The sequence below is a fragment of the Streptomyces sp. NPDC055962 genome (genome assembly GCF_042270185.1).
Lineage (GTDB): Bacteria > Actinomycetota > Actinomycetes > Streptomycetales > Streptomycetaceae > Streptomyces.
The window spans coordinates 200,752-226,214 of the sequence record NZ_JBHJYN010000012.1; the positions used below are offsets into that span (position 1 = coordinate 200,752).

General features: G+C 70.3%; 24 protein-coding genes and 2 pseudogenes. 21 read left to right on the forward strand and 5 right to left on the reverse strand.

Features of this window, described 5'->3' with window-relative positions:
* Positions 1-554: 554 nt before the first annotated feature.
* Positions 555-1,049: a PaaI family thioesterase gene (locus tag ACFC51_RS28810; RefSeq protein WP_376373221.1), complete on the reverse strand. Its 495-nt coding sequence runs from the start codon at positions 1,047-1,049 to the stop codon at positions 555-557.
* Positions 1,050-1,141: 92 nt separating this feature from the next.
* On the opposite strand from ACFC51_RS28810, the gene ACFC51_RS28815 reads away from it, so the two are divergent.
* Entirely contained in the window at positions 1,142-1,612 is a 471-nt protein-coding gene (locus ACFC51_RS28815; protein WP_376373224.1) for a winged helix-turn-helix transcriptional regulator, read from the forward strand.
* Positions 1,613-1,716: 104 nt separating this feature from the next.
* On the opposite strand, the gene ACFC51_RS28820 is transcribed toward ACFC51_RS28815, so the two are convergent.
* Positions 1,717-2,274 carry a TetR/AcrR family transcriptional regulator gene (locus ACFC51_RS28820; RefSeq protein ID WP_376373227.1) on the reverse strand — a complete coding sequence of 186 codons (558 nt, stop codon included), beginning with the start codon at positions 2,272-2,274 and terminating at the stop codon, positions 1,717-1,719.
* A 117-nt stretch (positions 2,275-2,391) separates the two neighbouring features.
* Between ACFC51_RS28820 and ACFC51_RS28825 the strand changes: the two genes are divergently transcribed.
* Positions 2,392-3,078: an SDR family oxidoreductase gene (locus ACFC51_RS28825; RefSeq protein WP_376531630.1), complete on the forward strand. Its 687-nt coding sequence runs from the start codon at positions 2,392-2,394 to the stop codon at positions 3,076-3,078.
* A gap of 132 nt (positions 3,079-3,210) precedes the next feature.
* Here ACFC51_RS28825 and ACFC51_RS28830 read toward each other — a convergent pair whose 3' ends face one another.
* Positions 3,211-4,347 carry an SGNH/GDSL hydrolase family protein gene (locus tag ACFC51_RS28830; protein ID WP_376373232.1) on the reverse strand — a complete coding sequence of 379 codons (1,137 nt, stop codon included), beginning with the start codon at positions 4,345-4,347 and terminating at the stop codon, positions 3,211-3,213.
* Positions 4,348-4,945: 598 nt separating this feature from the next.
* Between ACFC51_RS28830 and ACFC51_RS28835 the strand changes: the two genes are divergently transcribed.
* From ACFC51_RS28835 to ACFC51_RS28925, 19 genes and pseudogenes are all read left to right on the forward strand, one after another.
* The gene (locus ACFC51_RS28835; RefSeq protein ID WP_376373275.1) at positions 4,946-6,226 is read left to right on the forward strand and encodes a ricin-type beta-trefoil lectin domain protein; all 1,281 of its coding nucleotides are present in this window, start codon (positions 4,946-4,948) and stop codon (positions 6,224-6,226) included.
* Positions 6,208-7,605 carry a ricin-type beta-trefoil lectin domain protein gene (locus ACFC51_RS28840; protein WP_376373276.1) on the forward strand — a complete coding sequence of 466 codons (1,398 nt, stop codon included), beginning with the start codon at positions 6,208-6,210 and terminating at the stop codon, positions 7,603-7,605. The genes ACFC51_RS28835 and ACFC51_RS28840 overlap by 19 nt, the downstream gene beginning before the upstream one ends.
* A 218-nt stretch (positions 7,606-7,823) precedes the next feature.
* Positions 7,824-7,940: pseudogene (locus ACFC51_RS28845) on the forward strand (NADP-dependent oxidoreductase); the annotation flags it as partial.
* Between the two features lie 35 nt (positions 7,941-7,975).
* Positions 7,976-8,449 carry an SRPBCC family protein gene (locus ACFC51_RS28850; RefSeq protein ID WP_376373234.1) on the forward strand — a complete coding sequence of 158 codons (474 nt, stop codon included), beginning with the start codon at positions 7,976-7,978 and terminating at the stop codon, positions 8,447-8,449.
* A 736-nt stretch (positions 8,450-9,185) separates the two neighbouring features.
* On the forward strand, positions 9,186-9,953 hold the full coding sequence (locus tag ACFC51_RS28855) for a lysophospholipid acyltransferase family protein (RefSeq protein ID WP_376531632.1): 768 nt from the start codon (positions 9,186-9,188) through the stop codon (positions 9,951-9,953).
* Positions 9,954-10,545: 592 nt separating this feature from the next.
* On the forward strand, positions 10,546-11,082 hold the full coding sequence (locus ACFC51_RS28860) for a GNAT family N-acetyltransferase (RefSeq protein WP_376531656.1): 537 nt from the start codon (positions 10,546-10,548) through the stop codon (positions 11,080-11,082).
* A 131-nt stretch (positions 11,083-11,213) separates the two neighbouring features.
* Positions 11,214-11,375 (forward strand): hypothetical protein, encoded by a 162-nt coding sequence (locus tag ACFC51_RS28865; RefSeq protein WP_376373240.1) that lies wholly within the window; start codon positions 11,214-11,216, stop codon positions 11,373-11,375.
* Positions 11,376-11,484: 109 nt separating this feature from the next.
* The gene (locus ACFC51_RS28870; protein ID WP_376531634.1) at positions 11,485-12,696 is read left to right on the forward strand and encodes a JmjC domain-containing protein; all 1,212 of its coding nucleotides are present in this window, start codon (positions 11,485-11,487) and stop codon (positions 12,694-12,696) included.
* Positions 12,693-13,655: an arginase family protein gene (locus ACFC51_RS28875; protein WP_376531636.1), complete on the forward strand. Its 963-nt coding sequence runs from the start codon at positions 12,693-12,695 to the stop codon at positions 13,653-13,655. Before ACFC51_RS28870 ends, ACFC51_RS28875 begins: the two co-directional genes overlap by 4 nt.
* Entirely contained in the window at positions 13,652-15,376 is a 1,725-nt protein-coding gene (locus ACFC51_RS28880; protein WP_376531638.1) for a radical SAM protein, read from the forward strand. The genes ACFC51_RS28875 and ACFC51_RS28880 overlap by 4 nt, the downstream gene beginning before the upstream one ends.
* Positions 15,357-16,142, forward strand: coding sequence for a transcription factor jumonji (locus ACFC51_RS28885; RefSeq protein ID WP_376373250.1), 786 nt, complete (start codon positions 15,357-15,359; stop codon positions 16,140-16,142). Before ACFC51_RS28880 ends, ACFC51_RS28885 begins: the two co-directional genes overlap by 20 nt.
* The gene (locus ACFC51_RS28890) at positions 16,139-16,927 is read left to right on the forward strand and encodes an aldo/keto reductase (RefSeq protein WP_376373253.1); all 789 of its coding nucleotides are present in this window, start codon (positions 16,139-16,141) and stop codon (positions 16,925-16,927) included. The genes ACFC51_RS28885 and ACFC51_RS28890 overlap by 4 nt, the downstream gene beginning before the upstream one ends.
* Positions 16,924-17,898 carry an ATP-binding cassette domain-containing protein gene (locus ACFC51_RS28895; RefSeq protein WP_376373255.1) on the forward strand — a complete coding sequence of 325 codons (975 nt, stop codon included), beginning with the start codon at positions 16,924-16,926 and terminating at the stop codon, positions 17,896-17,898. The genes ACFC51_RS28890 and ACFC51_RS28895 overlap by 4 nt, the downstream gene beginning before the upstream one ends.
* A complete protein-coding gene (locus ACFC51_RS28900; protein WP_376531640.1) occupies positions 17,898-18,713 on the forward strand; it encodes a hypothetical protein in 816 nt (271 codons plus the stop codon). The genes ACFC51_RS28895 and ACFC51_RS28900 overlap by 1 nt, the downstream gene beginning before the upstream one ends.
* Positions 18,706-19,512: an ABC transporter permease gene (locus ACFC51_RS28905; protein ID WP_376531642.1), complete on the forward strand. Its 807-nt coding sequence runs from the start codon at positions 18,706-18,708 to the stop codon at positions 19,510-19,512. Before ACFC51_RS28900 ends, ACFC51_RS28905 begins: the two co-directional genes overlap by 8 nt.
* A gap of 12 nt (positions 19,513-19,524) precedes the next feature.
* Entirely contained in the window at positions 19,525-20,265 is a 741-nt protein-coding gene (locus ACFC51_RS28910) for a phytanoyl-CoA dioxygenase family protein (protein WP_376373262.1), read from the forward strand.
* A gap of 190 nt (positions 20,266-20,455) precedes the next feature.
* Entirely contained in the window at positions 20,456-21,868 is a 1,413-nt protein-coding gene (locus ACFC51_RS28915; protein WP_376531644.1) for a family 2B encapsulin nanocompartment shell protein, read from the forward strand.
* Positions 21,869-22,179: 311 nt separating this feature from the next.
* Positions 22,180-23,289 carry a family 2 encapsulin nanocompartment cargo protein terpene cyclase gene (locus ACFC51_RS28920; protein WP_376373268.1) on the forward strand — a complete coding sequence of 370 codons (1,110 nt, stop codon included), beginning with the start codon at positions 22,180-22,182 and terminating at the stop codon, positions 23,287-23,289.
* Between the two features lie 43 nt (positions 23,290-23,332).
* A complete protein-coding gene (locus ACFC51_RS28925; protein WP_376373270.1) occupies positions 23,333-24,190 on the forward strand; it encodes a geranyl diphosphate 2-C-methyltransferase in 858 nt (285 codons plus the stop codon).
* 137 nt (positions 24,191-24,327) lie between these two features.
* Here ACFC51_RS28925 and ACFC51_RS28930 read toward each other — a convergent pair whose 3' ends face one another.
* Both ACFC51_RS28930 and ACFC51_RS28935 read right to left on the reverse strand, forming a co-directional pair.
* Entirely contained in the window at positions 24,328-25,113 is a 786-nt protein-coding gene (locus ACFC51_RS28930) for an ABC transporter permease (RefSeq protein ID WP_376531646.1), read from the reverse strand.
* Positions 25,110-25,463, reverse strand: a pseudogene (locus ACFC51_RS28935) (ABC transporter); the annotation flags it as partial. The pseudogene ACFC51_RS28935 and the gene ACFC51_RS28930, both read right to left, overlap by 4 nt.

The window sequence follows — 25,463 nt, forward strand, 5'->3', positions numbered from 1 at the left end:
CGAACGCGAGGCTGAACCTTTCCTCACCTTCGTCGGCATAACCGCAGCGCTGATCGGCGATCGGCCATGCCGCTCAGGACATGAGCCGGCTCTGCTCCACGTCGAACCAGATCGGCCCCGCCTTGTCTGCCAGGTCTGCCGCGCAGTCAGACGCTTCTTCAGCGACGCTCCAGCCCATCCCGATATCGATGAGCGGACCGCTTGCACCGCGGATCAGAGGCCCGACCGACCAGGGCTGGGTCGATTCCTGTTCCTGGGCGACACCCCCTCCCCTGCTCAAGAGGCGCTCCCCCATAGGCCATGAGGAGTTCGGACGGAGACTCCAGATCTTCACCGTCGAGGTAGCGGTCGTACACGGTGATCCAGGACCAGCCGGGCAGCCCCGCCTTCCGATCTTTCACCTTGCGGGGCAACAAGGGCACAGCTCCTTCCCGGAGTGCTCATGCCGCTCTGACAGCGACAGGAAACGGCGCCCCAGGTCGAGGCGAAGCACGACTCGACGTGGCTCATCGCCGAGCGGCAGATGTCGGTGCTCTTGCGGGCGCCCACCGCGCTCAGTCGGCGGGCAGCGGGAACAGCATGCAGGTACTGGTCGCATGCGCGAGCACGCGGCCCGTCGCATCGACCAACTGAGCCTGCGCGAGAGCGGTCTGACGGCCCGCACTGACCACCGTGCCGATGGCGCGGACCGTGCCCGTGTCCACCGTGACCCGCCGCAGGAACTTCACGGTCAGGTCGAGCGACGTGTACGCCATGCCCGGCGGCAGGGTCGACTGGACCGCGCAGCCTGCCGCCGAGTCGAGCAGGGTGGCGTAGATACCCCCGTGCATGCTGCCGATGGGGTTGTAGTGCTCCTCCCCCGGCACCAGCGTGAACACCACGCGCCCCTTCTCGACCTCGTCGAGCTCGAACCCCACAGCCTCACTCACGGGCGCCGGAGCGAGCCGCCCCTCCCGGATGTCGCGCAGGAAGTCCAGCCCGGACGACCGGCCCACGGCCGCAGCCGTGGGCGCGGGGTCCTCCCATTGATACGTACGCGTCCGTCCCACGTTCCCGCTCCCCTCGATCTGACTTCAGTGAGCGAAGCTAGCTTCACCCCACCTGGCTGTCAATCACGCAGTCAGCGCCCTAGGATGTCGTCATGGAGTGGCTTGAGATGAGCACGGAGAACTGCCCGGTCCAGCTCACGCTCGACCTGGTCGGGGAGAAGTGGATGCTGCTGATCCTGCGCGACGCGACCAACGGTGTCCGCCGGTTCGACGAGTTCCGCCGGCACATCGGCCTCTCGGAGGCCGTCCTCAGCGACCGCCTCAGGAAGCTGACGGCGGCCGGCGTCCTGAGGACCGTCGCATACCAGGAGCCCGGCAGCCGCTCCCGCAACGAGTACCGCCTGACCCGCAAGGGATGGGACCTGTGGCCGGTGCTGGTGGCACTGAGGCAGTGGGGCGAGGCGTACACGGGTGACGAAGCGGAGGGGCCTGTCCTCGATCTCCGGCACGACCCGTGCGGAGCTCCCGTACGCGTGTCGGTCGAGTGCGAGCGCGGGCACACCACCCTCTCCCCCGCCGACGTCAGCGCCCGGCCCGGCCCGGCGGCACGCCCGCGGCCATGACACCGCCGCACCGGCGCCGGCCCCGACGCGACGGAGGACAGCAGAAGCCACACTCCCGGGCCGACCGACGGACACCAGGAGGTCGGCCGCAGGATGCGCGGACGTCAGCCACCGGGCGTCAGCGCGTCCCGCGCGGCGGTGAGGATCTTCTCGGAGAGCGGTGATCCCTCGGTCGCCCGGGCCAGGAGAAGCGCCCCGATCATCGTGCACAGCTGCGCGATGCCGTCACCGTCTTCGGGAGCGAGCCACTCGGCGAAGTCGCCGACCCCTTCCGCATAGACCCGGCGGGCCTCACTGTCACCGCTCGTGCGCGCCACGTCCGCCGCGAGCCCGGCGACGGGGCAGCCGTCCGCCGCGCCGTCACGGTGCTCGACGGAGAGATAGGCGTCGACGAACGCCTGCCGCGCCTCCTCCCGGCCCGCGTGACGGCCGAGTTCGGCCGTCCGGTGCTCGGTGAGCTCACCGAAGGCATGGGCTGTCGCCTCGTCGACGAGTGCATCCTTCGAAGCGAACTGTTTGTAGAAGCCGCCATGCGTCATGCCCGCCGCTTTCATCAGGTCGGCGACGCTGACGTGGGTGCCCTGCTCCCGGAAGAGCCGGGAGGCGGTGTCCACGATCCGCTGACGGTTCTCCTGCGCCTGAGCTTGCGATACGCGGCCCATGAGCCACCTCCCCGCTTGGATGTCGGTCGACATCTACTCTATGCCAACGTAAGATGTCGATCATAATCTAATACGGTCCCGATCATCAGGACCCACCCGTGGACATGAGGAGCAGGCATGGAGATCAAGGACGCGGTAGCAGTGGTCACCGGCGCGAACCGGGGGCTGGGACGCCACCTGGCCGTCCAACTGGTGCAGCGCGGGGCGAAGGTGTACGCCGCCGCGCGGCGCCCCGAGACAGTCGATGTACCCGGCGCCGTCCCGCTCGCTCTCGACGTCACCGACCAGGAATCCGTCCTGGCCGCGGCCCGGGTGGCGTCGGACGCGACGCTGCTGGTGAACAATGCCGGCATCTCCACGGCGGCCACGCTGCTCACCGGGGACCTGGAGGCCGTCCGCCACGAGATGGAGACGAACTTCTTCGGCCCGCTCGCCACGACCCGGGCGTTCGCCCCGGCCATCGAGGCCAACGGCGGAGGCTCCGTCCTCAACGTCCTGTCCGTGCTGTCCTGGCTGCACCCCGCCGGGCTCGGCTCCTACGCCGCGTCCAAGGCGGCCGCATGGGCCCAGACCGACGCGCTCCGCGAGGAGTTGGCGCCGCGCAACATCGCCGTCACCGCCCTCCATGTCGGATACATGAACACCGACATGGCCGCGGGCGTACCCGCCGACCAGAGGGCCGACCCGGCCGATGTGGCCGCGCAGGCCCTGGCCGGCATCGAGGAGGGCCTGGCCGAGGTGCTCGCCGACGACGTCAGCCGGTACGTGAAGCAGAGCCTGTCCGCAGCACCGGAAGCGGCGTGACGCGGCCCTCCGCACGCCACCGCCCGCGCCGCCCGACCGGCCGGGCGGGCGGGCGGGCGGGCGGGCGGACCACCCGACCACCCGGCCACCCACGGAGGTCCGGACCCCGGAAGGCCCGGACCGTCCGCCCGGTCACCAGTCCAGCGGGAGAGCGGCGAGCCTCTGGTCGAGCAGCGCCGAGATGATCCGGTGGTCCTGGAGTGACGGGTGCCAGTCGCAGCCGAGGCGGTCGAGCCCTGGATCGTCGTAGTGCCAGTGCCCGATCCGTCTGTCGCCCCGCACGTTCCGCTCCTCGACGATGCGCCGAGTGGTGTCCGCGAACGCAGTGGTGAGGGAGACCGCAGTGCTGCTGACGAGCACGAAGGTCCGGGGGCCGTAACGCGCACGCAGGGTGTCGAGGAAGCCGTGATAGGCGCTCGCGTAGGCGGCGACCAGACCTTCTTCGGTGGCCCAGGGCTCGTCCGGACCGAGCGGGGTCGAGAAGTCGTTGATGCCCAGTCCGATGACGACGAGCTGCGGGCGCCAGGAACCCGGCTTGCGCCAGACGTCACCGTCCACGTTCAGCAGGGCCCGGTCATAGGAGGTGCGGTAGTCGGTTCCGGGTTCGCCTCCGTTGTAGTTGCGGACCATGCCACGGCCGGAGAACGCGTTCTGCTGGTAGTCGGCGCCGAGCCTCCTGGCGGTGAGCGGGCCGAAGGCGAGATCGGCATTGCTGTTGCGGTCGACCCCTCCGATTCCTGAACAGTCGCGCACACCGGAGACATTGCCGTACCCGGCGGTGTAGGAGTCCCCGATGAACTCGATCTGCCTGCGGCGCGGGGCGGGAGGCCGGAGGACGGCGCCGCCTCGCACCGCTACGAAGCCGCCGAACCGGCCGGCGGCCCACGGGCTCTCCGTCCGCTTGACGAGTCGCACTCCGTGCTCCGTGTCGGCGAGGCCCTCGACCCAGGACGTGGCGCGACCGGGCGTCACCAGCGTGCTGACGGTCCGTCCGTCGATCTGGACGTCGTAGTCGTTGCCCGAATCGTCGAGCACGATCCCGACGCCGGTCCCTCTGAACCGCCCTTCGAAGGCGATGCCGGGCCAGGTGTACTGCACGGATCCGTCTGCGCCCTTCTTCACCCGGCCCACCGTCCGGAAGGTCGAGGCAGGGCCGGCGGGCCGGAAGGAGGGGGCTGCGGACGCATGGGAGGGACGGGCCAGGACGACCGCCCCCGCGGTGGCGGCCATCAGTAAGGCCCTACGGGAGACGGGGTGAGGTATCTGCATGAGCGTTCCTTTCGTTGTCGGGGAAACTCCGGCGGTTCGACGGCCCGGCGGCCTGACGGCCCGGATTCCGGGAACTGCTGCGGCTCGGCGCGCCGGGAATCCTGTCGTTCGTGGTCCTGGATCCCTTGCCGCGGTGCGCCGTCGACGTGCCGGAGCAGCGGGAGCGCTCACAAACCGGCACACGGTACGGCCCGACGCTCGCACGGGACCCGGCGCGCAGAGTGACCGCCGACCCGAACGCGCCCGGCCTCCGGCACCTCGATGCCCCTCGGACCTACCCAGGACGGAATCACCCCACCCTGGGCGCACCGAGGTTCGGTCCACCGGCCGGTCCCGGCAGCCACCGCACCCGGGTTCGGCACCCTGGTGCCGGTGGCGGCGCATCCACGGTCGGCGCGCCCGTTCAAAGCGTTTGGTCCATACCAGGCCCTTGACAGGCCTATCGTTCACTTCTTAAATCACGTAGTGAAGTAAGTCCCCCACCTCTTCCCCGAACCGCGTCACACCCTTCCGTCATTCAGCGGGGCACCAGTTCATCTCGCCGAATGTCATGCGCATGCCATTTCACTTCCTCGTCATGTCCCTCGAAGGGAACGTCATGGATCCCGCGCGTCTGCCCAGACGTCTGCTCCTCCTGCTCGTCTCGGCGCTCACGCTGACCTCGTTGTCAGCAGGACTGGCCCAAGGTGCGCCCTCCCCCACCGCCGAACCGTCCGCACACACCGCCGTCGCGGCCGCACCGACCGCCGTGACGTTCTCCGACGAGTTCGACGGTGCCGCCGGCTCTGCCGTGAACGGCGCGAAGTGGCAGATCGAGACCGGCGACAACGTCAGCAACCACGAACGGCAGTACTACACCGCGGGGAACCGCAACGCGACCCTCGACGGCCAGGGCAACCTCGTCATCACCGCGCGCAAGGAGAACCCCGGCAACTACCAGTGCTGGTACGGCCGGTGCGAGTACACGTCCGCCCGCCTGAACACCTCCGGAAAGTTCACGACCACGTACGGCCGTGTCGAGTCCCGGATGAAGATCCCGCGCGGTCAGGGCATCTGGCCCGCCTTCTGGATGCTGGGCGCGGACATCGGAAGCGTCGGCTGGCCCAACAGCGGTGAGATCGACATCATGGAGAACGTCGGCTTCGAACCCGGCACCGTCCACGGCACCCTGCACGGACCCGGCTACTCCGGCTCCGGAGGGATCGGCGCCGGCTACTCCCTGCCAGGCGGCCAGGCCTTCGCCGACGCGTTCCACACCTTCGCCGTCGACTGGAGCCCCAACGCCATCACCTGGTCCGTGGACGGCACGGTCTACCAGCGGCGCACCCCCGCCGACCTCGGCGGAAAGCAGTGGGTCTTCAACAAGCCCTTCTTCGTGATCCTCAACCTGGCGGTCGGCGGCTACTGGCCCGGCGACCCCGACGGCAGCACGTCCTTCCCCCAGCAGCTCGTCGTGGACTACGTCCGCGTCAGCACCGACAGCGGGCAGCCGAGTGGCGGCGGACCCGTCACCGGCATCGGCGGCAAGTGCCTCGACGTACCGAGCGCCAACAGCGCCAACGGCACGCCCGTGCAGCTCTACGACTGCAACGGCACGGCGGCGCAGCGGTGGACCGTCGGGAGCGACGGCACGCTCCGGGCCCTCGGCAAGTGCCTCGACGTCGCGTCCGCCGGGACGGCCGACGGCACGCCCGTCCAGTTGTGGGACTGCAACGGCACCGCGGCCCAGCAGTGGGCCGTCCCTGCGGCACGTGACATCGTCAACCCCCAGGCCAACAAGTGTCTCGACGCCATAGGCAGCAGCTCGGCGAACGGCACCCGGATGCAGATCTGGACCTGCACCGGCGCCGCGAACCAGAAGTGGACGGTGACCCGGTGACGCCCCTTCCGCTCGGCCGCGCCCTGCGGCGTGGCCTGGGCGCGGCAGCGGCGGCCGCGCTGCTCACCGGCCTGGTCGTCACCCCGGCGAGCGGGGCCGTGACGGCCACCGGACAGATCACGGGGCTGGGCGGGAAGTGCGTCGATGTCGCCGGGGCCGCCACGGCTGACGGCACGGCCGTACAGCTCTACGACTGCAACGGCAGCGCGGCCCAGCAGTGGACCACCGGGAGCGACGGAACCATCCGCGCCCTCGGCAAATGCCTCGACGTCGCCTCCGGCGGGACGGCCGACGGCACCCGGACCCAGCTGTGGACCTGCAACGGGAGTGCCGCGCAGCAGTGGTCCGTCAGCGCCGCACGCGACATCGTCAACCCCCAGGCGGACAAGTGCCTGGACGTGACGGGCAACACCTCCGCCAACGGCACACGGCTCCAGATCTGGACGTGCACCGGCGCCGCGAACCAGAAGTGGACGGCGCCGGGCGGCGGCACCACACCCCCCGGGCCGGGTGCCATGGCCGTGGCGCCGTACCTCTACAACGGCTGGGGCAGCCCGCCGAGCCCCACCACCGTGATGAACGCGACCGGCGTCAAGTGGTTCACCCTCGCGTTCGTCCTCAGCAACGGTTACTGCAACCCGCAGTGGGACGGCGGCCGCCCCCTCACGGGCGGTGTCGACCAGCAGACGGTCAACACCGTCCGCGCCGCCGGGGGCGACGTGATCCCGTCGTTCGGCGGCTGGAGCGGCAACAAGCTGGAGAGCTCCTGCGGCAGCGCCGCCGAGCTGGCCGCCGCCTACCAGAAGGTCATCAACGCCTACGGGCTCAAGGCGATCGACATCGACATCGAGGCGGCGGCCTACGACAGCCCCACCGTCCAGCAGCGCACCGTCGACGCGTTGAAGACGGTCCGGGCGAACAACCCGGGGATCAAGCTGTACGTCACTTTCGGGACCGGCCAGAACGGCCCCGACAGCAGCCTGATCAGCAAGGCGGCCGCGTCCGGGCTCACGGTGGACAGCTGGACGATCATGCCGTTCAACTTCGGCGGCAGCGGTCAGAACATGGGCCAGCTCACCGTCCGCGCCGCCGAGGGGCTCAAGAACACGGTCAAGAGCGCCTACGGCTACTCGGACGACCAGGCCTACCGGCACACGGGTATCTCGTCGATGAACGGCGTCACCGACAACGCCGAGACGGTCACCGTCGCGGACTTCCGCACCATCCTCGGCTACGCCCAGCAGCGCCACCTCGCACGGCTGACGTTCTGGTCGGTCAACCGTGACCGGCCCTGCACCGGCGGTGGGGCGGACACCTGTTCGGGCGTCTCCCAGCAGCCGTGGGAGTTCACCCGCGTCTTCGCCCAGTACACCGGCTGACCGCCCGGCCCGTCTCCCTCTGTGTGCTGCCGCACCGCGGTGCGGCAGCACACAGGCATGAGCGCGGCGGCCGGGAACGGGACGCCGGGTCCGGGGATCCACGCAGGGACACCGGCCCCTGCTCTCCGTGGCGCGGTGCGACCGGCCCGGCACGCGGGGCTGAGAGACTGACCGCCCGCGGAGCGGCCGCGACACCTGTGGCGAGTTCGGAGCGAAGAATGAAGGCAGTCCTCTTCCACACGTTCGGGGGCCCTGAGGTACTCGAGACCGTGGATCTCCCCGATCCTCGTCCGGGTCCTGGCCAGGTCAGGGCCGCCGTGCGCGCGGCCGGGATCGTGCGGGTGGTCGGCCCGCCTGTCGGCGGATCCAGGTGAGGCCCCCCAGGACCGACCGCGCCGGACGGGTGGTCGCGGCACCACCGGCGGCCGTGTACCGCGCCCTCCTCGACCGGGATTCCCTTGAGGCGTGGTTACCGCCGGACGGCATGCGCGGGCGTGTCGAGCGGTGGGATCCCCGGCCCGGCGGCGGGTTCCGGATGGTTCTCACCTACCTCGACCCCACGGGCGGGCCGGGCAAGTCCTCGGAGGGGACCGATGTCGTCGATGTCGGGTTCGCCGAGCTCGTGCCACCGGAACGCGTGGTGCAGCAGGCGGTGTTCGAGGCCGACGATCCCGCGTACGCGGGCACCATGACGATGACCTGGAACCTCACTGCCACAGGGGACGGGACCGAGGTGACCGTCACCGCCACAGGCGTGCCGCCGGGCATCGACCAAGCGGTGCACGAGGCCGGTATCGCGTCCTCGCTGGCCAACCTGGCGGCCTACGTCGAGGGAACCGGCTGACTCGGGACGGCCGTCCGCGGGCTCCGGCCCCGAGGGGCGACGGCAGGTGTGCGCACCGGCCGTCGGAGCGGACACGTCCACCGGCCCGACGACGCGGCAAGGGCCCCGCGGAAGCGGCGGGTTGGCGAGGCCACCGTACGGGTGCGGAGCCGCGGCCGGGCGGTCCCGGTTCCGATGCCTGTCCGAACCGCCGGCCTGACTGCCGATGCCGTATCCACCGCTCCCGTCCGTTGCCGGCGCGTCTGCGAGCCCGGATGCTCTTCGCTCCACAGGAACGTGGTGAGCCTGTCGGCCAGGCCGTGCTCGTCGGCGGGGTGGTCCAGCACATCTCGGACGTCCATGCCCTCAGGGCCCGGTCGGCCGGCAGCCGGCCGGGAAGGAGGTCGCAACCGGGAAGGAAGCCGTCACCGGGAAAGAGGTCGTCACCACCCGCCGGCGCAGCCGTCCGGGCCGGGGGCGTGTACCGGCGTTCGGGACGTGCTCCCCGATCGGTGCGACCCGGGGAGCTCACGCCGAACCTCCGTGCACAGCAGGCGGGGTGGCGCAAGGCCGCCTGTCCGCACCGGGTCCCGCAGAACCCGCTGAGCAGGTGCGCACCTCGCCTTCCTCCGGGATGAGTACCCGGACTCAGGCCACCGGCCGGCCACTGCGTGACGATGAGCACCACGTCGACGCGACGCCCGAAACCCCAGCGCCGGAACCCTCATCACCCGGACGCCCGAGTCCCAGGAGTCCCGTGCTCAGCCAACTGGCCACCACCGTCGTCCCCGCTCTCGGGCGCCTGACGACGTCGGCGGATCCGGCCGCCGCCCCGGCTCCCGGCATCCTCGTCGCCAATCACACCTCCCTGGCGGATCCCGGGATCGTCCTGGCCGCTCTGCACAGGATGGGCATCGAGCCCGTCGTCCTCGCCACCGCCGGGCTGTGGCGCGTTCCCGTCCTGAGGTACCTCCTGGACCGCGAAGGCCATGTACCCGTTCACCGGCGCACCGGCCGGGCGGCCGACGCGCTCGAGGGCGCCGCCGCCGCGCTCGCCGCCGGAAGACACGTGCTCGTCTACGGCGAAGGAGGCATTCCTCCACGCGGCGATGCCGGGGAAGCCGCCCCCGGAGCCTTCCGCAGTGGTCCCGCCCGGCTGGCCGCCGCTTCCGGGGTCTGCATCATCCCGGTCGGCCAGGCCGGCGCCCGGCGCGTCGCGTCCGGCAGCGGACTCAAGCAGGTTGCGGGACTCCTCACCGCCCCTGCCCGACGTCCCCGCTTCCACGTACATGTCGGTGCGCCCCTCCGACTGCCGCTGGACATCGAGGCGGCCACCGCGGCCGCGCACCGGGCCGTGACGGCTGCCTGGCGCACTGCCGTCGAGGCCGTCGAGGCCGTCGGCGAGCCGGTCGCGCCTACGGCCGGGTACGCGAGGGCACAGGCCCGCCCCTGTTGTCCCCACACCCACGATTCCCGGGGTGCCACCGCGTCGGCTCGCTGCGCGCGGCCGACATCCGCGCGATGAGACGCAAGGCCGGACCTGCCTCGTCGGCGACGGGTCGCAAAGGCGTTCACGTCCCACGGTCGAACGGGGCGGAGGAGCCCGCAGCTCACACCGAGAGCCATGCGTGCCCGGCCAATTCCCGGCGTGCACGGCGAATTCCCGGCGCACACGCCGGAGCGCACATCCCCGGAACCGCCGGAATGACCACGGTTTCGAGGAATGGCCGATTCCAGCCCGCTCCGGCCGCTGCACGGGCACTGACGTCGGGCCGAACGGAGCCACCCGCGCGACGGGGACCCCGGGCATTCTCGACGCTCTTCCAGACGTCCCGCACACCGGAATCAGAGGTCCCGCCCACCAGAATCAACGGATTCATGCACGCGGCTGCACGCGGAAACTTCCTCATGAGCCAGGAAATGGCCGGACGCATCCCCCGAGCAGGATGATCCGATCACTTTCTGCTGCACCGGAAATCGCCCGGCGTATTATTCCCTGACCTGCACCCCCTCCAGCGTCGATATCCAGACCTTGAATCACCTTCGAACCTCTGCCCAGGACTTCCTGCCACCGGGCACAGAAGGCTGATCGAGGCCCGTAGAGTGACGCCGTGAATATGATCTTCCGGCGCTTCTCCGCCTCCGAGTCCGAACCCCTCATCCGCTTTCTGACCAGCCAGAACTGGCCCTTCCACGGCACCAGCGCAGTGGACCGCGAAACCGTGGACCGATGGATCACCGAAGGCCGCTTCGAGAGCGGGGAGACCAGGACCTTCTGGATCGACGCCGACGGGGCCACCGTCGGTCTGCTCCGGCTCATGGACCTGGGAGACCGGACACCCCTGTTCGACCTGCGGCTCCGGGCCGAGGACCGCGGTCACGGGATCGGCACGTCGGCCGTGAACTGGCTGACCGGGTACGTCTTCGAGGAGTTCCCGCACGCGCAGCGCATCGAGGCCCACACACGACAGGACAACGTCGCGATGCGACGCGTCCTCAGGCGCTGCGGCTACGTCAAGGAGGCGCACTACCGGGACGGGTGGCCGTCGTCGAACGGAGCGGTTCACGACGCGGTCGGGTACGCGGTCCTGCGCCGGGACCGGGCGTCCGGAAAAGTGACCACTCCTCAGTGGGACGACGAGCAATTCGATTAGAACACATTCTCTCGATATGACTTTATGATTGCATCCGGTAATCGACCGTCCGAATACCACCTCTTGTTCGCCCGGCAAATCCTGTCGTACGCTCGCCGAGAACTGCCGGCAACGTCGCTTTGGAGGCGAACATGGCTGACAACACCGCACGGAACACCTCGGAGAATGAATTCCCCGAGGTGGAGGTCGAAGTTTCCCCCGTGGCCGAGAGGGCGCGGGCAACCTTCGCCAAGACCCACAACCGCGCAGGCGTTCCGGACTTCACCCAGATGTTCGGCGACTCGGCGAAGTAGCGAACCGGGGTCCCGCGCCTACCGCTCCGCAATCCACCGGTCAGCGCGGGACCCTTTCCGCGGCCCGTTTTCTCGGAATGACGGCGGCGACGAGGGAGACATCGGAATCATGACGGAATCCGCCTCTGGACTCGGCCGGGCGCTGGCGGCCGCGTTCGGCCCCGACTTCGTGGTGAGACACCTCAGCACCGATGTGGTGCTCCGGAAGCTCGACCCGCACCTGGTGCGGGAGCACTTCTCCTGGCACGACCTGAACGAGATCCTGTCCCGGGGACGCGTGGAGCCCGCGGAGCTGAAGCTGTGCACCGGGGGCAGGTCTCTGCCCGAGCACGAGTACACCGTCACGCGGACGGGTCATCTCGTCGTCGACCTGGCCAGGATGTTCTCGCTCATGCGCGGGGGCGCCAGTCTCGTCATCGACTCGCTCGACCGGATCCACCCCGCCGTCCGCGCCGCGACCGACGACGTCATGCGGATGGTCGGGGAGACCGCCTCCTGCAACCTCTTCGTCACCTTCGACGACTCGCAGGCCTTCGCCAGCCACTTCGACGAGGTGGACACCTTCGTCCTCCAGGTGCACGGCACGAAGAGCTGGCAGGTGCACGGGCCGTCGGAGGAGCACCCGCTCCCGGAGTACGGGGACAGCGACCCGGCCCGTTGCCCGGAGCCGGTGCTGTTCGAGAGGACGCTGGAACCGGGCGACGTGATCCACGTGCCCCGCGGCTGGTGGCACACCGTGCGCGGCGGCGGCGAATCCAGCCTCCACCTCACCTTCGCGTTCACCCGGCGCACCGGCTACGACTGGCTGCGCTGGGTGGCGTACCGGGCGCTCGGCAACGTCGACGTACGGGAGAGCCTGTCCCGGGCGGGGACCCCTGAGGAGCAGCGCGCGCAGGCCGAGCGGCTCGTCACGGCGTTCGTGAGGGAGGCGGAGGGGCTGACCCTGCCGGACTTCTTCGAGGCCGAGCGGCGCAGGAGCGGGGGCCGGGAGACCGCGGGCCTGCCGTGGGACGTGCTGAACGCGCGTCCGCAGGCGGACGCGGTCGTCGAGCTGGTGACCGTGCAGCCCCCGCTCCTCGACGTCAGGGACGAGAGCGTGGTGCTCACCGCCGCGGACCACGAGTTCGTCCTGCCCGCCGTACACCGCGCGGCATGCGAGACGCTTCTCCGGATGCGCCGTGTGGGCATCGGGGAGCTGGCCGAACGGGCGGGTGCCACGGAGGCCTCCGTGTCGGCCCTGGTGTCGGCGTTGCTGAGGGTGCGTCTGGTCACCGTCACCGACGGCCGGGCGGAGCGGACCGAGGGGTGGCGGGCGTCGTGACGGCCGCCTCGATCCGGTCCGGCGCCGGCGCCCTGGGGCTGCCCGCTGCCGACATCGGCTGCGTCGTGTCGGGGTCCCTGGCAGCCGACGCGGTGATCATGGGGCTGCCGTTCGACGCCGGGGTGACAGGTGTGCCGGGCCAGCGCCACGGGCCTGAGATCTTCCGCAAGCTGAGCCCCGGCCACGACTGGGGCGTCGGAGTCGACGGTGCGCTGGGCGGGCTGATCGATCCGCTGACCGGGGGCCCGGTGCTCGCCGGCCGTCGGGTGTTCGACGTCGGCGATCTGGGGGCCGTTCCGATCGACCCCCGGGTGGGCAGGGCCGCGTACTACCGGGCGCTCACCAGTCTCGCGGAACGCCTCACCCGCGTGGGAGCGATCCCCTTGTTCGTCGGAGGGGACCACAGCCTCACCGCTCCGGTGGCGACGGGACTGGCGGCGCTGCACGGGCCGGTGCGCGTGGTGTGCTTCGACGCCCACTGCGACTTCAGCCTCCGGCCGATGCCCGCGCTCACCGACATCACGCACGGCGACTTCCTCGGTCACCTGCTGCGCACGGGCGTGGTCTCCGGAGCGGAACTGTACGGCGTACGGACCCTTCTCCCCGCCTCCTGCGGTCCGCTGCCGCCGGCCCTGCGCTGCGCGTACACGTACGGCTTCGCGGAGGCGGCGGATCCCGTGGACGACGAACCGACGTACCTGTCGGTCGACCTCGACGTGATCGACCCCACGGAGTTCCCTGCCACCGGACACCCGGAGGCAGGCGGCTACCGCCTGCGCGAGCTGCTGGCCGCCGTGGAGCACGTCTGCCGGACACGGCGCGTCGTCGCGGTCGACCTCGTGGAGGCCCTTCAGGACGACCGCGCGAACCGTGCGACGAGCGCGACGATCTCCGCACTCGTCATGAGCTGCCTGCGGGCACTGCTGGACGACCACCAGGGACGAGCGAGGGGCAGATGAGTACGGACACCACGGAAGAGAACCGGGCGCACGGCCTGCACGCGTGGCAGATCGAGCTGATCGAGCACACGGACCGGCCCGACGTCCGGACGTCGGCGGACTCCGCCACCGGGGCCCATCAGGGGGAGGACGAGGTCACGATCCGTCAGGAGCGCGGCCTCACGTGGCTCTACAGGGTGTGGGAGAGCGACCGCCGGCCCGGTCACTTCCATCTGTACACGCCTGCCACCGGCAAGGTCCACGCGATCACCTCGCGTCAGGCGGCGCTGCTGCGGGCCACACGCTGGGACCGTCCGGACGCGTCAGCGCCACAGGGCCGGGGCGCGCCCGTCTCGGCGGGGATCTCCGAGGGCGAGATCGATGACCTCGCCTCCCTGGTCAGACCGTTCGACGGCCCGGGCTGGCAGTTCCCGGAGCTGCCGCCCCACGCGCGTCTCGAACAGCCGCGCGTACGGGTGCTCATGCTCAACCCCACCGAGCAGTGCAACATCCGCTGCACGTACTGCTATTACGGCGGCGCCTACCCGGGGACGCGCCCGCACCGGACGGCCTCCCCCGAGAGGGACATGGTGAGGGCGGCGATCGACCTCTTCGTCACAGGGGAGGAGCGGCTGGAGCCGGCGCAGCGGGCGGTCTACTTCTTCGGTGGTGAGCCGTTGATGGCGTTCGACCAGCTGAAGGATTCCGTCCTCGCACTGGAGGAGCGGATGCACGAGGTCGGCTCCCGTACGGAGAACCTCATCGTCCAGGTCAACACCAACGGCATGCTGCTGACACCGGAGATCGTCGGCTTCCTGGTCGAGCACGACATCTACCTCAACATCTCCGTCGACGGTCCCAACCACGACCGCTACCGGATCGACCGGCGTGGCAAGGGCACCCATGACCGCGTGCGGGAGCGGGCCGACTGGCTCGCGGAGAACTGGCCCGACTACTTCGCCTCGCGCGTCGCCATCATCTGCGTCCTGTCGGCACCGCTCGACGAGGGCACCCTGTACCGGTACTTCAGCGGGTGGCCCACCGCGCTGAAGGCGCTGGCCTGGGACTTCGACCTGCTGTTGCCGGGGGGTGAGGAGTCGTACGCGGACTTCCGCCGGATGTTCGCCGAGCAGCGGAGGGTCTGGGACCTCTTCGTCGCGTCCCACCGGCTGCCGTACGACGAGCGGGAGCAGTCCGGCCGCTACCGCTTCGCCTTCAGCCACGGGTTCCTGCACCGGTCCTTCCACCGTGCCCTGAACCAGCCCGAGCGGGACGGCGGCCCGCGGCTCGGACATCTGCTGGGCGTACAGCTCGTCCCGGGGAACGAGTACCTCGTGCTCGGCTCGGACGGCACGCTCTACTCGTCGTACGAGTACCAGTCCCCGGACTTCGCCGTCGGCCACACCGGCCGGGGCGTCGACCCGTTGGCCGGGGTCGAGCAGCTCGGCATGTTCCGCGACGCCGTGCAGGCCGGTTCCTGCCGGACCTGCTGGGCGGCGCCGATGTGCACGGTGACCGTCCCGGAGGCGCCCTTCCGGGCGTCGGACACGGCCGGGACCGTACGGGAGAAGGTGACGGCGAAGCAGGCGCGCTGCATGTCCGAGCGGGAGAACCTCGTGCAGGGCCTGCGCGCGCGGGCCGACATCGAGGGCGCCTTCGGACCCCAGGCGCTGCAGGGGCACCGGGAGGACTGGGCCCGCCAGGCGGAAGGGGGCAGCCGCGTTGACTACTTCAACGGCTGACGACTCGGCCACGGCTGTCCGGATGTGCGGCCCCGTGCCCGTCGTCCTGCGCGGAGCCGGCCGGACGTGGCCCGTGTACAGCGCGCTGGGCGAGGCACGGCTGCGGGAGCTGGACGACCGCCCGGTGGTGGCGGAGGACTCCCGGGGGCGGGAGGTGACCGTGCGGTTGCGGGAGGTCCTCGACGAGGTACGGGCCGCACGTCCGCGGGGGTTCTACCTCCGCAACCAGCTGCTGTCGGACTTCGAACCGGAGCTGTGGAGCCTCGTCCCGCGCGAGGTCCGCCGACTGAACTGGCTCCTCGCGCTGCCCGCGGACGTACGTCCGGACTGGGTATGGCTGATGATCGGCGGGGCCGGTACCGGCTCACCCCTGCACGTCGACACGATGGCGAGCTCCGCGTGGAACCTGCTGTGTTCAGGGCGCAAGGAGTGGACCTTCCATCCACCGTGGCGGTCCGAGGAATGGCGTCTGCTCCCTCCGGGCTGCGGCGGCGCTCCGGGGGCCGGCCGGGGGAACGTCACCCTGGTCCAGGAACCAGGAGACATCGTGGTGACACCCAGCGGATGGGCCCACGAGGTGCGGAATCCCACCGGGACCGTCTCCGTCACCGCCAACTTCGTCAACCGCTCCAACCTCGGCTTCGTGCAGCGGTACTTCTCGGCCATCGGTGACCGGGCGCACCACGACCTGCTCACGGCGGTCGGCGCGACGTTCGACCTGCTCGACGGCACGGCGGGCGGCCATGACGGGGCCGGTGCCCGGTGAGCGGGCGGATCCCGGCCGGCGGCGTCCTCCCCCCGGTCGGCCTGGGCACCTGGCAGATGTGGGGCCGGGAGGCGAGCCGTGGTGTGCGGGAGGCACTCGGCCTCGGATACCGCTGTATCGACACGGCCACCGGGTACCGCAACGAACAGGCGGTCGGCGAGGGGATCCGCGCCTCCGGCATCGGGCGTGACGAACTGCTGATCGTCACCAAGTTCCCGGAGGAGGACGCCGGGCGCGAACACGAGACGCTGTCGCGCAGCCTGGACCTGCTCGGGGTGGAGTACGTGGACCTCTGGCTGATGCACGGACCGCTGGACGCCGACGGGTCCCTGGCCGTGTGGCGACGGTTCGTCGAGGCCCGGGAGGAGGGCCTGGCCCGTGCCATCGGCGTGAGCAACTTCCGGCCCGGCCAGGTGGACGATCTCGTCACCCGCTCCGGTGTCGTCCCCACGGTGAACCAGGTGGCCTTCGGTCCCCGGCACTTCGACCCTGCTCTCGCTCCGCACCACGCCGCACTCGGGATCGTGGTCCAGGGACACAGCCCTTTCAGTGAGAACGACCTGGCCCACCCGGTGCTGCGGGCGACCGCCGCACGCCACCGCCGCAGCGTCCACCAGATCCTGCTGCGCTGGCACCTCGAACACGGCGTCCCCACGGTGGCGAAGGCGGCCTCGCCCGCCCACCTCGCCGGCAACCTGGAGGTCGGCGGTTTCACACTGTCCCCCGACGAGGTGGCGGCCATCGACCGCATCGCCGACGAGGGGCGGACGGGGGTGCTCTCATGAGGGTCCACCTGGAATCCGTGCACCGCTCCTACCGGGTCCGGCGGCCCCCGGAGACCGGTGGGCACCTGGTGCGCCTGTTCCGCAGGGTCAGCAGCGAGGTGGAGGCGCTGAAGGGCATCGACCTGCGGGTCGACGAGGGCGAGGCCGTCGGCTGCATCGGACTCAACGGAGCCGGCAAGTCCACCACCATGAAACTGATCGCCGGGATCCTGACGCCGACGACGGGCCGCGTCAGGGTGGACGGCCGCGATCCGCACGCCGACCGCCGGCGTCTCTCCGCCCGGCTGGGATACCTCGCGGCGCAGCGGGCCAGTCTCTGGTGGGACCTGCCGGTCAGGGACTCCTACGAGCTGCTCCGCCGGGTCTACGACATCGAGCCGGCCGTCTTCCGGCGCCGCCGTGAGCACCTCGTCGACCGCCTCGGCATCGGCCGGTACCTCGGCACCCCGGTGCGCGAACTCTCCCTCGGCAACCGGACCAGGGCGGAGCTGGTGGGTACGCTGCTGCACGCCCCGCGCCTGCTGCTGCTCGACGAGCCGACCATCGGCCTCGACGTCTTCGCGCGGGAGGCCATCTGCGGCGTCCTGCGAGACCTCCGCGAGGACACCGCGCCGACCGTCCTCATGGCCAGCCACGACCTGCGGGACGTGGAGGCCATCTGCGACCGGATCGTCATGATCGACGACGGCCGGCTGGTCCACGACGGGAAGATCGACGAACTGCGCGCGCTCGGCGGGGGACGCCGCAGGCTGGTGGTCCATCACGCGGCGGGTCACCGGCTGCCCCTGCTGCCCGGCCCGGCACACGTCGAGGAACGGACCGGCATGACCACCACCTACGCCTTCACCCGGGGCGAGCTGCCGGGAGAGCTCCTCGCGACGTTGTTCGCCGACCCGCGGGTCGACGACGTACGGATCGAGGCCCCGAGCCTGGAGAGCCTCGTCAAGGGCATGTACCTGGAGGGTGCCTGATGGCTGCCGTGCGCCGGGGGTGGCAGACCCATCGGGCCGTCGCCGGCATGCAGGTGAAGCTGGCCTTCCACTACCGGACCAGAGCGCTCGCCCAAGGGATCGGCGCCCTGTTACTGATCGGGCTGCAGGTGGCGCTGTGGAACGCCGTCTATGCGGGTGGCGACGGATCCGCGCGGGCCGGCTGGCTGACCCTGCACCAGACGACGCTCTACGCGGCGGCCGGGACCGTCTGGGTGCTCTGCGTCCCCGGCCTCGCGCTCGCCAGACAGCTGGAGGCGAGGATCAGGGACGGGAGGATCGTGACCGAGCTGCTGCTGCCCACGGGATTCCAGTCCCAGTGGTTCTCCGCCGCGGTGGGCCGCACCCTCGGCGTCACCGCCCTCGTCGGCGTGCCCGCGGCGGTCGCCGGAGGGGCGCTGCTGTACCCCTTCTCCTTCGATCCCGCCTATGCCGGCCGCCTGGTTCTGACGACCGCCATCGCCTTCGTCATCCTGTTCGACTTCAGCTACCTCATCGGCCTGTCGGCGTTCTTCGTCCGCCGTGTCGAAGGCCTCAACGAGGTCCGCGAGGCTCTTCTCCTCCTGCTCGGCGGCTCGATGATGCCGATCTCCCTCTACCCGAGCGAGCTGCGTGACCTCGCGGTCTGGACCCCGTTCGTGCACGGCTTCTACACCCCGCTGGGCACCCTGGTCCGGGATCCCTTCATCGACGGCCGGATCCTCGCCCTCGGCGGCTGCTGGGCGGTCGTGCTGTCCGGTGCCTCGGTGCTGTGCACCCGCGCCGCCCTGCGGAAGCTGGTGATCGCCGGTGGCTGACGCCCTGGCGGGTCTGCGGAAGTCCGCGGGAATCGCGCTGCTCGCCACCCGGATGAACGTCCGGAGCCACCTCGTGCACCCGAGCGAGGTCGTGCTCGCCAACGTCGGCGCTCTGGTCCAGGCGGTCTCCGGAGCGGCCGTCCTCATGCTGGCCCTCTCCGCGTCGGGCGGCATCCACGGCTGGACGCTCGCCGAGTGGACGGCGCTGACGGGATTCACCACCGTGGCCCGCGCACTGTGGAACACCGTCTTCTTCGGCACCCTGGACATCCCTGACATGGTGCGCAGCGGGGAGATCGACCACTATCTGGTGCGCCCCACGAATCCGTTGGCACTCATCCTGTTCTCGAAGGTCGACACGGACGTCTGGATCGAGATCGTCGTCGGGACGGGCATGCTGTTCGGCGCCCTCCACATCAGCGGGGCGGACGTCTCGGGGCCGGTCCTGCTGTTCATCCCCCTGGCCCTGGCCGGCTCCGCGCTGGTGTTCGCGGCCATGCATCTCGCCGTCGCGGCCCTGTCCTTCTGGCTGCGGCAGGACGCGATGCTGAGCATGCTGATCTGGCGCCTGGACAGTTTCGCCCAGCTGCCGATGAGCTTCTATCCGAAGTGGCTGCTGACCGTGTTCTCCACGGTCGTCCCGTTCGCCTTCGTCGGCTACTTCCCCTGCCTCTACATCCTCGGCAGGACCGACTCCCCGTTCGTCTGGGCCCTGCCTCTCGCGGGTCCCCTGCTGTTCCTGCCCGCTGACCTGCTGTGGCGAGGCGGACTCGACCGCTACGCCGGCACCGGTACATGAGGAGCCACCGCGATGCACAACCGCGACGTGTTCGAGCGCGACGGATACCTGCTGGCCGACCTCTACTCCGACGACGAGGTGGCGGTGATGAAGAGGATGCTGTCGGGCCTCATCGACCCTCCGGCCTCCGGGCATCCCCGGCTGCACGTCCACGCCGCGTCGCGAACGCCCCTGCCCCACCTCGACCCCTACAACCCGTACGCCGTGTGGAAGATCGTCAACACACCGCTGGCCGGGGACGACTGGTACGCGCTCATCCACGACGAGCGGGTCCTGGACGTCGTGGACGAGCTGGTGGGGCCGGACATCAACTTCCACATGGGGTTCGCACGGCTGCGTCCCTCCCGGCTGTCGGCCGAGGAGGGGTGGCACCGCGACCTCGACACCGACCGGCACACCCGGCCCGAACTGGTCACGGCACTGATCTACCTGGACGACATGGACGCCGGGTCCGGCGCGACGCACGTGTGGCCGGGGAGCCACCGCCGTCATGAACCGGTGCCTCCGGACGACGAGGTGGTGCCGGTGCGCACCCGCCCGGGGTCGGTCCTGTTCCTGCACTGCCTCACCGCACACCGCGCCAGCCGCAACACCACGGACCGGCACCGCTCCATCCTGATCCACGAGTACAAGAGCGCACGGGCGGTGGAACTCACGCCCAACGACGCGGCCTTCGGTGACCTTCCGCTGCGCCGGGCGGGCGGCTCTCCGAGGGGTCCGGGGCGCGGAGCTCCCGGGGCACCGTGGCGGTGACCCGGGAGAGGGCACGCGGGACGTGCGGCAACGAGGTCGGAACCCACACGAACATACAGACGAAGAAACGAATCGCCGGCCCAACTACCCAGCACCGATGGAGACATTCGCCTTCTTTCGTGTGATGACATGCGATGTGACGAAGAGGGAGGCTGATCAGGCGCAACTACAGGAGGGCTGAGAACCACATATGACCGTTGAAGCCGACCGGGAAGCCGTACAGGCACCGACGACCGGACAGCAGAGTCTGGCGACATCCGCCGCACGGAACCTGGCGACGACATCGAAGTCCGTTCCGCAGACGCAGGAGACCTCCTCCCGGTGGCTCCTGCGGATGCTTCCCTGGGTGGACGTCCGGGGTGGGACCTACCGGGTGAACCGGCGGCTCAGTTACGCCGTCGGGGACGGGCGGGTGACCTTCGTGCAGACCGGCGGGCGGGTCTCCGTCATCCCGGCCGAACTGGGCGAGCTCCCGGCCCTCAGGGGCTTCGCCGACGAAGCGGTGCTCGGCGAACTGGCCGGCCGGTGCGAGCAGGTGGACGTCGCCCAGGGTGCGGTGCTGGCCAGCGCAGGTGAGGCGAAGGACCGGGTCTTCCTGCTGGCGCACGGCCGCGTCGACAAGGTCGGCACCGGGGCGTACGGCGGGGAGACCGTGCTCGAAGTCCTCGCCGACGGAGCCTACTTCGGCGAACAGTGCCTCACCGATCCGGAGGCCGCCTGGGAGGGCACGTACCGCGCCACGACGGCGTGCACCGTTCTGGTCCTGTCCAGGAGCGACGTCGAGAACCTCGCAGCACGCGCCCGGTCGCTGGGCGCGCATCTGGAGACGGTCGCGGCGCTCCCCCGGCAGCGGACCAACACGTACGGCGAAGCAGCGGTCGACCTCTCGGCCGGCCATGTGGGCGAGTCCCGGATCCCGCACACCTACGTCGACTACGAAGCCTCGCCACGCGAGTACGAACTGTCGGTCACCCAGACGGTGCTGAAGATCCACAGCCGAGTCGCCGATCTCTACAACGATCCGATGAACCAGACCGAGCAGCAGCTCCGCCTCACGTTGGAGGCGCTGCGCGAGCGTCAGGAACACGAACTCGTCAACAACCCGGAGTTCGGGCTGCTCAGCAACTGCGACTACGGGCAGCGTCTCCAGCCCCACGACGGGGTGCCGAGCCCCGACGACATGGACGAGCTGCTCTCCCGGCGGCGCGGCAACAAGTTCTTCCTCGCCCATCCCCGTGCCATCGCCGCGTTCGGCCGGGAGTGCAACAAGCGTGGCCTGACGCTGGATCCGGTTGACGTCGGCGGGCATCGCATTCCCGCCTGGCGCGGCGTGCCGATCTATCCGTGCGGGAAGATCCCCGTGAGCGACGCCCGTACGACGTCGATCCTGTGCATGCGCACGGGTGAGGACGACCAGGGCGTCATCGGCCTGCGCCAGTCGGGGATCCCTGACGAGATCGAGCCCAGCCTCTCCGTACGGTTCATGGGCATCGACGAGCAGGCGCTCATCTCCTACCTCGTCACCGCCTACTACTCGGCCGCCGTCCTCGTCCCCGACGCCCTCGGTGTCCTGGAGAACGTCGAAGTGGGCCGCTGGCGCTGACCGGAGCCGACCGGCACCGGAACTCCGATCGCCCTCTCACCGGACGCGGCCTGCTGTGTGCCGTCCGCGTCCGGCAGGGCCGCGCCCCCGTGTGTCGGGCGCGCCCCCGACGCCTGCCTCCGGCATGCCCACAGACACGGCCGTGGCAGGCCCGCCTACCCGTCCCCAGCCGAAAGGCACTCTTCGCCATGACCTCGACCAGTGGTGTCGACGGCCCTCCATGGACGCGGAACGGGTTTCCGTCCGCCCGGCTGCCGACTCCCTCACTCCAGAGCGCCGCTCAGGCCCCACCACTCTCCTTCCCACCGCAGTTGCTGGAGCGCCTCCTGGCCGGTCCCGCCGGCATGGGCACGTCCGCAGCCCGCCTCTTCGGCTCCTCCGCACCCCCCGCGACGGCGCGGAAGGAACAGCCGCAGGAGGCCCCGTCACCGTCCGGCGACGACCGGCCCGACGAGGAGCGGGCCACGGCGGTGCGGATCCCGGCCCTGTACTGTCCCGACGCGGTGCGGGACGATCCCGCTCTGGGCGAGGAGGTCAACAACCGGTTGGTGGAATGGGCCGCGGAGACCGGCATCTTCACCGGCCGTCTCGAACGCCTCCGCTCCCACCAGTTCGGGCGCCTGTTCATGCTCGCGCACCCCGACTGCGACGATTCCGACCGACTGCTGGCCGCGGCCCGCTGCGGGCTCGCGGAATGGTCCGTGGACGACCACTGGGTCGACGAGGGCGAGGACACGGAGCCGGAGCTCCTGGGCGCACGGCTCGCGATGGCGCACGCGGTGATCGACCCCGTCCGGCTCCCCGCGCGCTACCAGGCGCAGTTCGAGGACCTCGTCGGACGGCAGCCCGTACTCCGCGCCTTCCGCTCCAGCCTCGGCCATCTCTCCCGGTTCGCCAGCACCACCCAGGTGGCCCGGCTGCGCCACGAACTCGCCGTCATGTTCGTCGGCTACGGGCAGGAGGCCCAGTGGCGCGGCAGCGGACGCAGGCCCGCGGTGTGGGAGTACCTGCTGCACCGCTACGAGAACGCCTTCTACCCGTGCATGGCGCTGATCGACTCGGTGGGCGGCTACGAGGTGCCCGCCACCGAGCTCGCCGACCCGACGGTACGCCGCACCTACCTCTACGCGGGCATGGCCAACGTCCTGCTCAACGACGTCTATTCGATGGCCAAGGAAGATCCCGGAGACACCAACCTGCCCAACCTCATCGCCGCCGAGGACGACTGCTCCCTCCAGGAAGCCGTCGACCGCACAGCAGCGATCCACGACGAACTCATGCACACCGTCGAGGCGGACTGCGCCGTCCTGGCAGCGGCCGGCTCACCGCACCTGCGCCGCTACCTGGCCGGCCTGTGGGCGTGGATGGGCGGGAGCAAGGAGTGGCATGCCACCAGCCCCCGATATCAGCAAGCCGACTGAACCTTTCCCGACATACATGCATCCCGTGACCAAGGAGAACCTCATGACCGTCCAGGACACCGCTGCCCACCCCCTGCGCAGCCTCTACCAGAAGTCCGTCGCCAACTACTGGAACCAGGAGAAGAACCCGGTCAACCTGCGCCTGGGCGAGGTCGACGGCATCTACCACCACCACTACGGCATCGGTGACGCGGACTGGTCCGTGCTCGAAGGCCCGGAAGAGACCCGGGAGCAGCGCCTCACGGCGGAGCTCCACCGTCTGGAGTGCGCCCAGTCCGACCTGCTGATGTCACACCTCGGCGAGATCACCCCCGAGGACCGGCTCATGGACTCGGGGTCGGGCCGCGGCGGCAGCAGCTTCGTCGCTCACAGCCGCTTCGGCGCGCGCGTCGACGGTGTCTCGATCTCCGAGACCCAGGTCGCCTTCGCCAACGGCCAGGCGAAGGAACGCGGGGTGGACCACAAGGTCAGCTTCCACCTCAAGAACATGCTGCACACCGGATTCGAGAGCGACAGCTTCCAGGGCATCTGGAACAACGAGAGCACCATGTACGTGGACCTCTCGCTCCTCTTCCCCGAGTACGCCAGGCTCCTCAAGCACGGGGGCCGCTACGTCACCATCACCGGCTGCTACAACGACGCGTACGGGCTGCCCTCCCGGGCCGTCAGCGAGATCAACGCCCACTACATCTGCAACATCCATCCCCGCAGCACCTACTTCAAGGAGATGGCCGCCAACCGCCTCGTCCCCGTGAGCGTCGTCGACCTCACCGCGGCCACCATCCCCTACTGGGAGCTCCGCGCCAAGTCACCGCTGGCCACCGGTATCGAGAAGGCCTTCCTCGACGCCTACAAGGACGGCAGCTTCCAGTACCTGCTGATCGCCGCGGACAAGGTCTGATCCCCGGACACCAGGAGCGGCTCGGCCGGTACGCCCGGCCGAGCTGCCGCTGAGCCCCCTTCCAGCCGGAAGGGGGCTCGGCGCGTGCAGGTGAACGGTGGCTCGGCCTCCTGGGATGACCGGCGCGACCGTGCTGGTTACTTCGGGTCGCGTGTGAAGGCGCTGGTGGACCAGGTGTAGCCGAGTGCGGTCAGGGCGAGGGACCAGGCGAGGGCGAGCCAGCCGTTGTGGCCGATCTCGGTGCCCAGGAGGAGGCCGCGGAGGGTTTCGATGGCGGGGGTGAAGGGCTGGTACTGGGCGATGGGCTGGAACCAGCCGGGCATGGCGTCGACGGGGGTGAAGGCGCTGGAGACGAGGGGCAGGAGGATGAGGGGCATGGCGCTGTTGCTCGCGGCTTCGGCGTTGGGGCTGGCCATGCCCATGCCGACGGCGATCCAGGTGAGGGCGAGGGCGAAGAGGGCGAGGAGTCCGAGGGCGGCGACCCATTCCAGGGCGGTGGCGTCCACGGAGCGGAAGCCGATGGCGACGCCGACGGCGCCGACGAGGGCGACGCTGGCGACGGACTGCAGGACGCTGCCGGCGACGTGGCCGATCAGGACGGACCCGCGGTGGATGGCCATGGTGCGGAAGCGGGCGATGATGCCTTCCGACATGTCGGTGGCGACGGCCACCGCGGCCCCGATGACGGTGCTCCCGATGGTCATGAGCAGGATGCCGGGCAGGATGTAGGCGATGTAGTCGGAGCGGTCCTCACCGCCGATGCCGGCACTCATGACGTCTCCGAAGATGTAGACGAAGAGCAGCAGGAGCATGACCGGTGTGAGCAGCAGGTTGAGGGTCATCGAGGGGTAGCGGCGGGCGTGCAGGAGGTTGCGCCGCAGCATGGTGGAGGAGTCGCGGACGGCGTGGGTGAGGGTGCTCATCGGGCGGTCTCCTGGGTCTTGCTGTTCTGGGCGGGCACGGTGGTGTCGGTGAGGGCGAAGAAGACGTCGTCGAGGTCGGGGGTGTGGACGGTGAGTTCGTCGGCGTGGACGGCGGCGGTGTCCAGGCGGTCCAGGACGGTGCGCAGGTCGTGTTGGCTGCCGTCGCTGGGGATGCGCAGGGTGAGGGATTCGTCGTCGCCGGTGGCGTCGGTGAGGGCGGCGGCTGCGGTGCGGTAGGCGGTGGGGTCGGTGAAGCGGAGGCGGACGTGGCCGCCGGGGACGAGGCGTTTGAGCTGGTCGGCGGTGCCTTCGGCGGCGATGCGGCCGTCGTGCAGGACGGCGATGTGGTC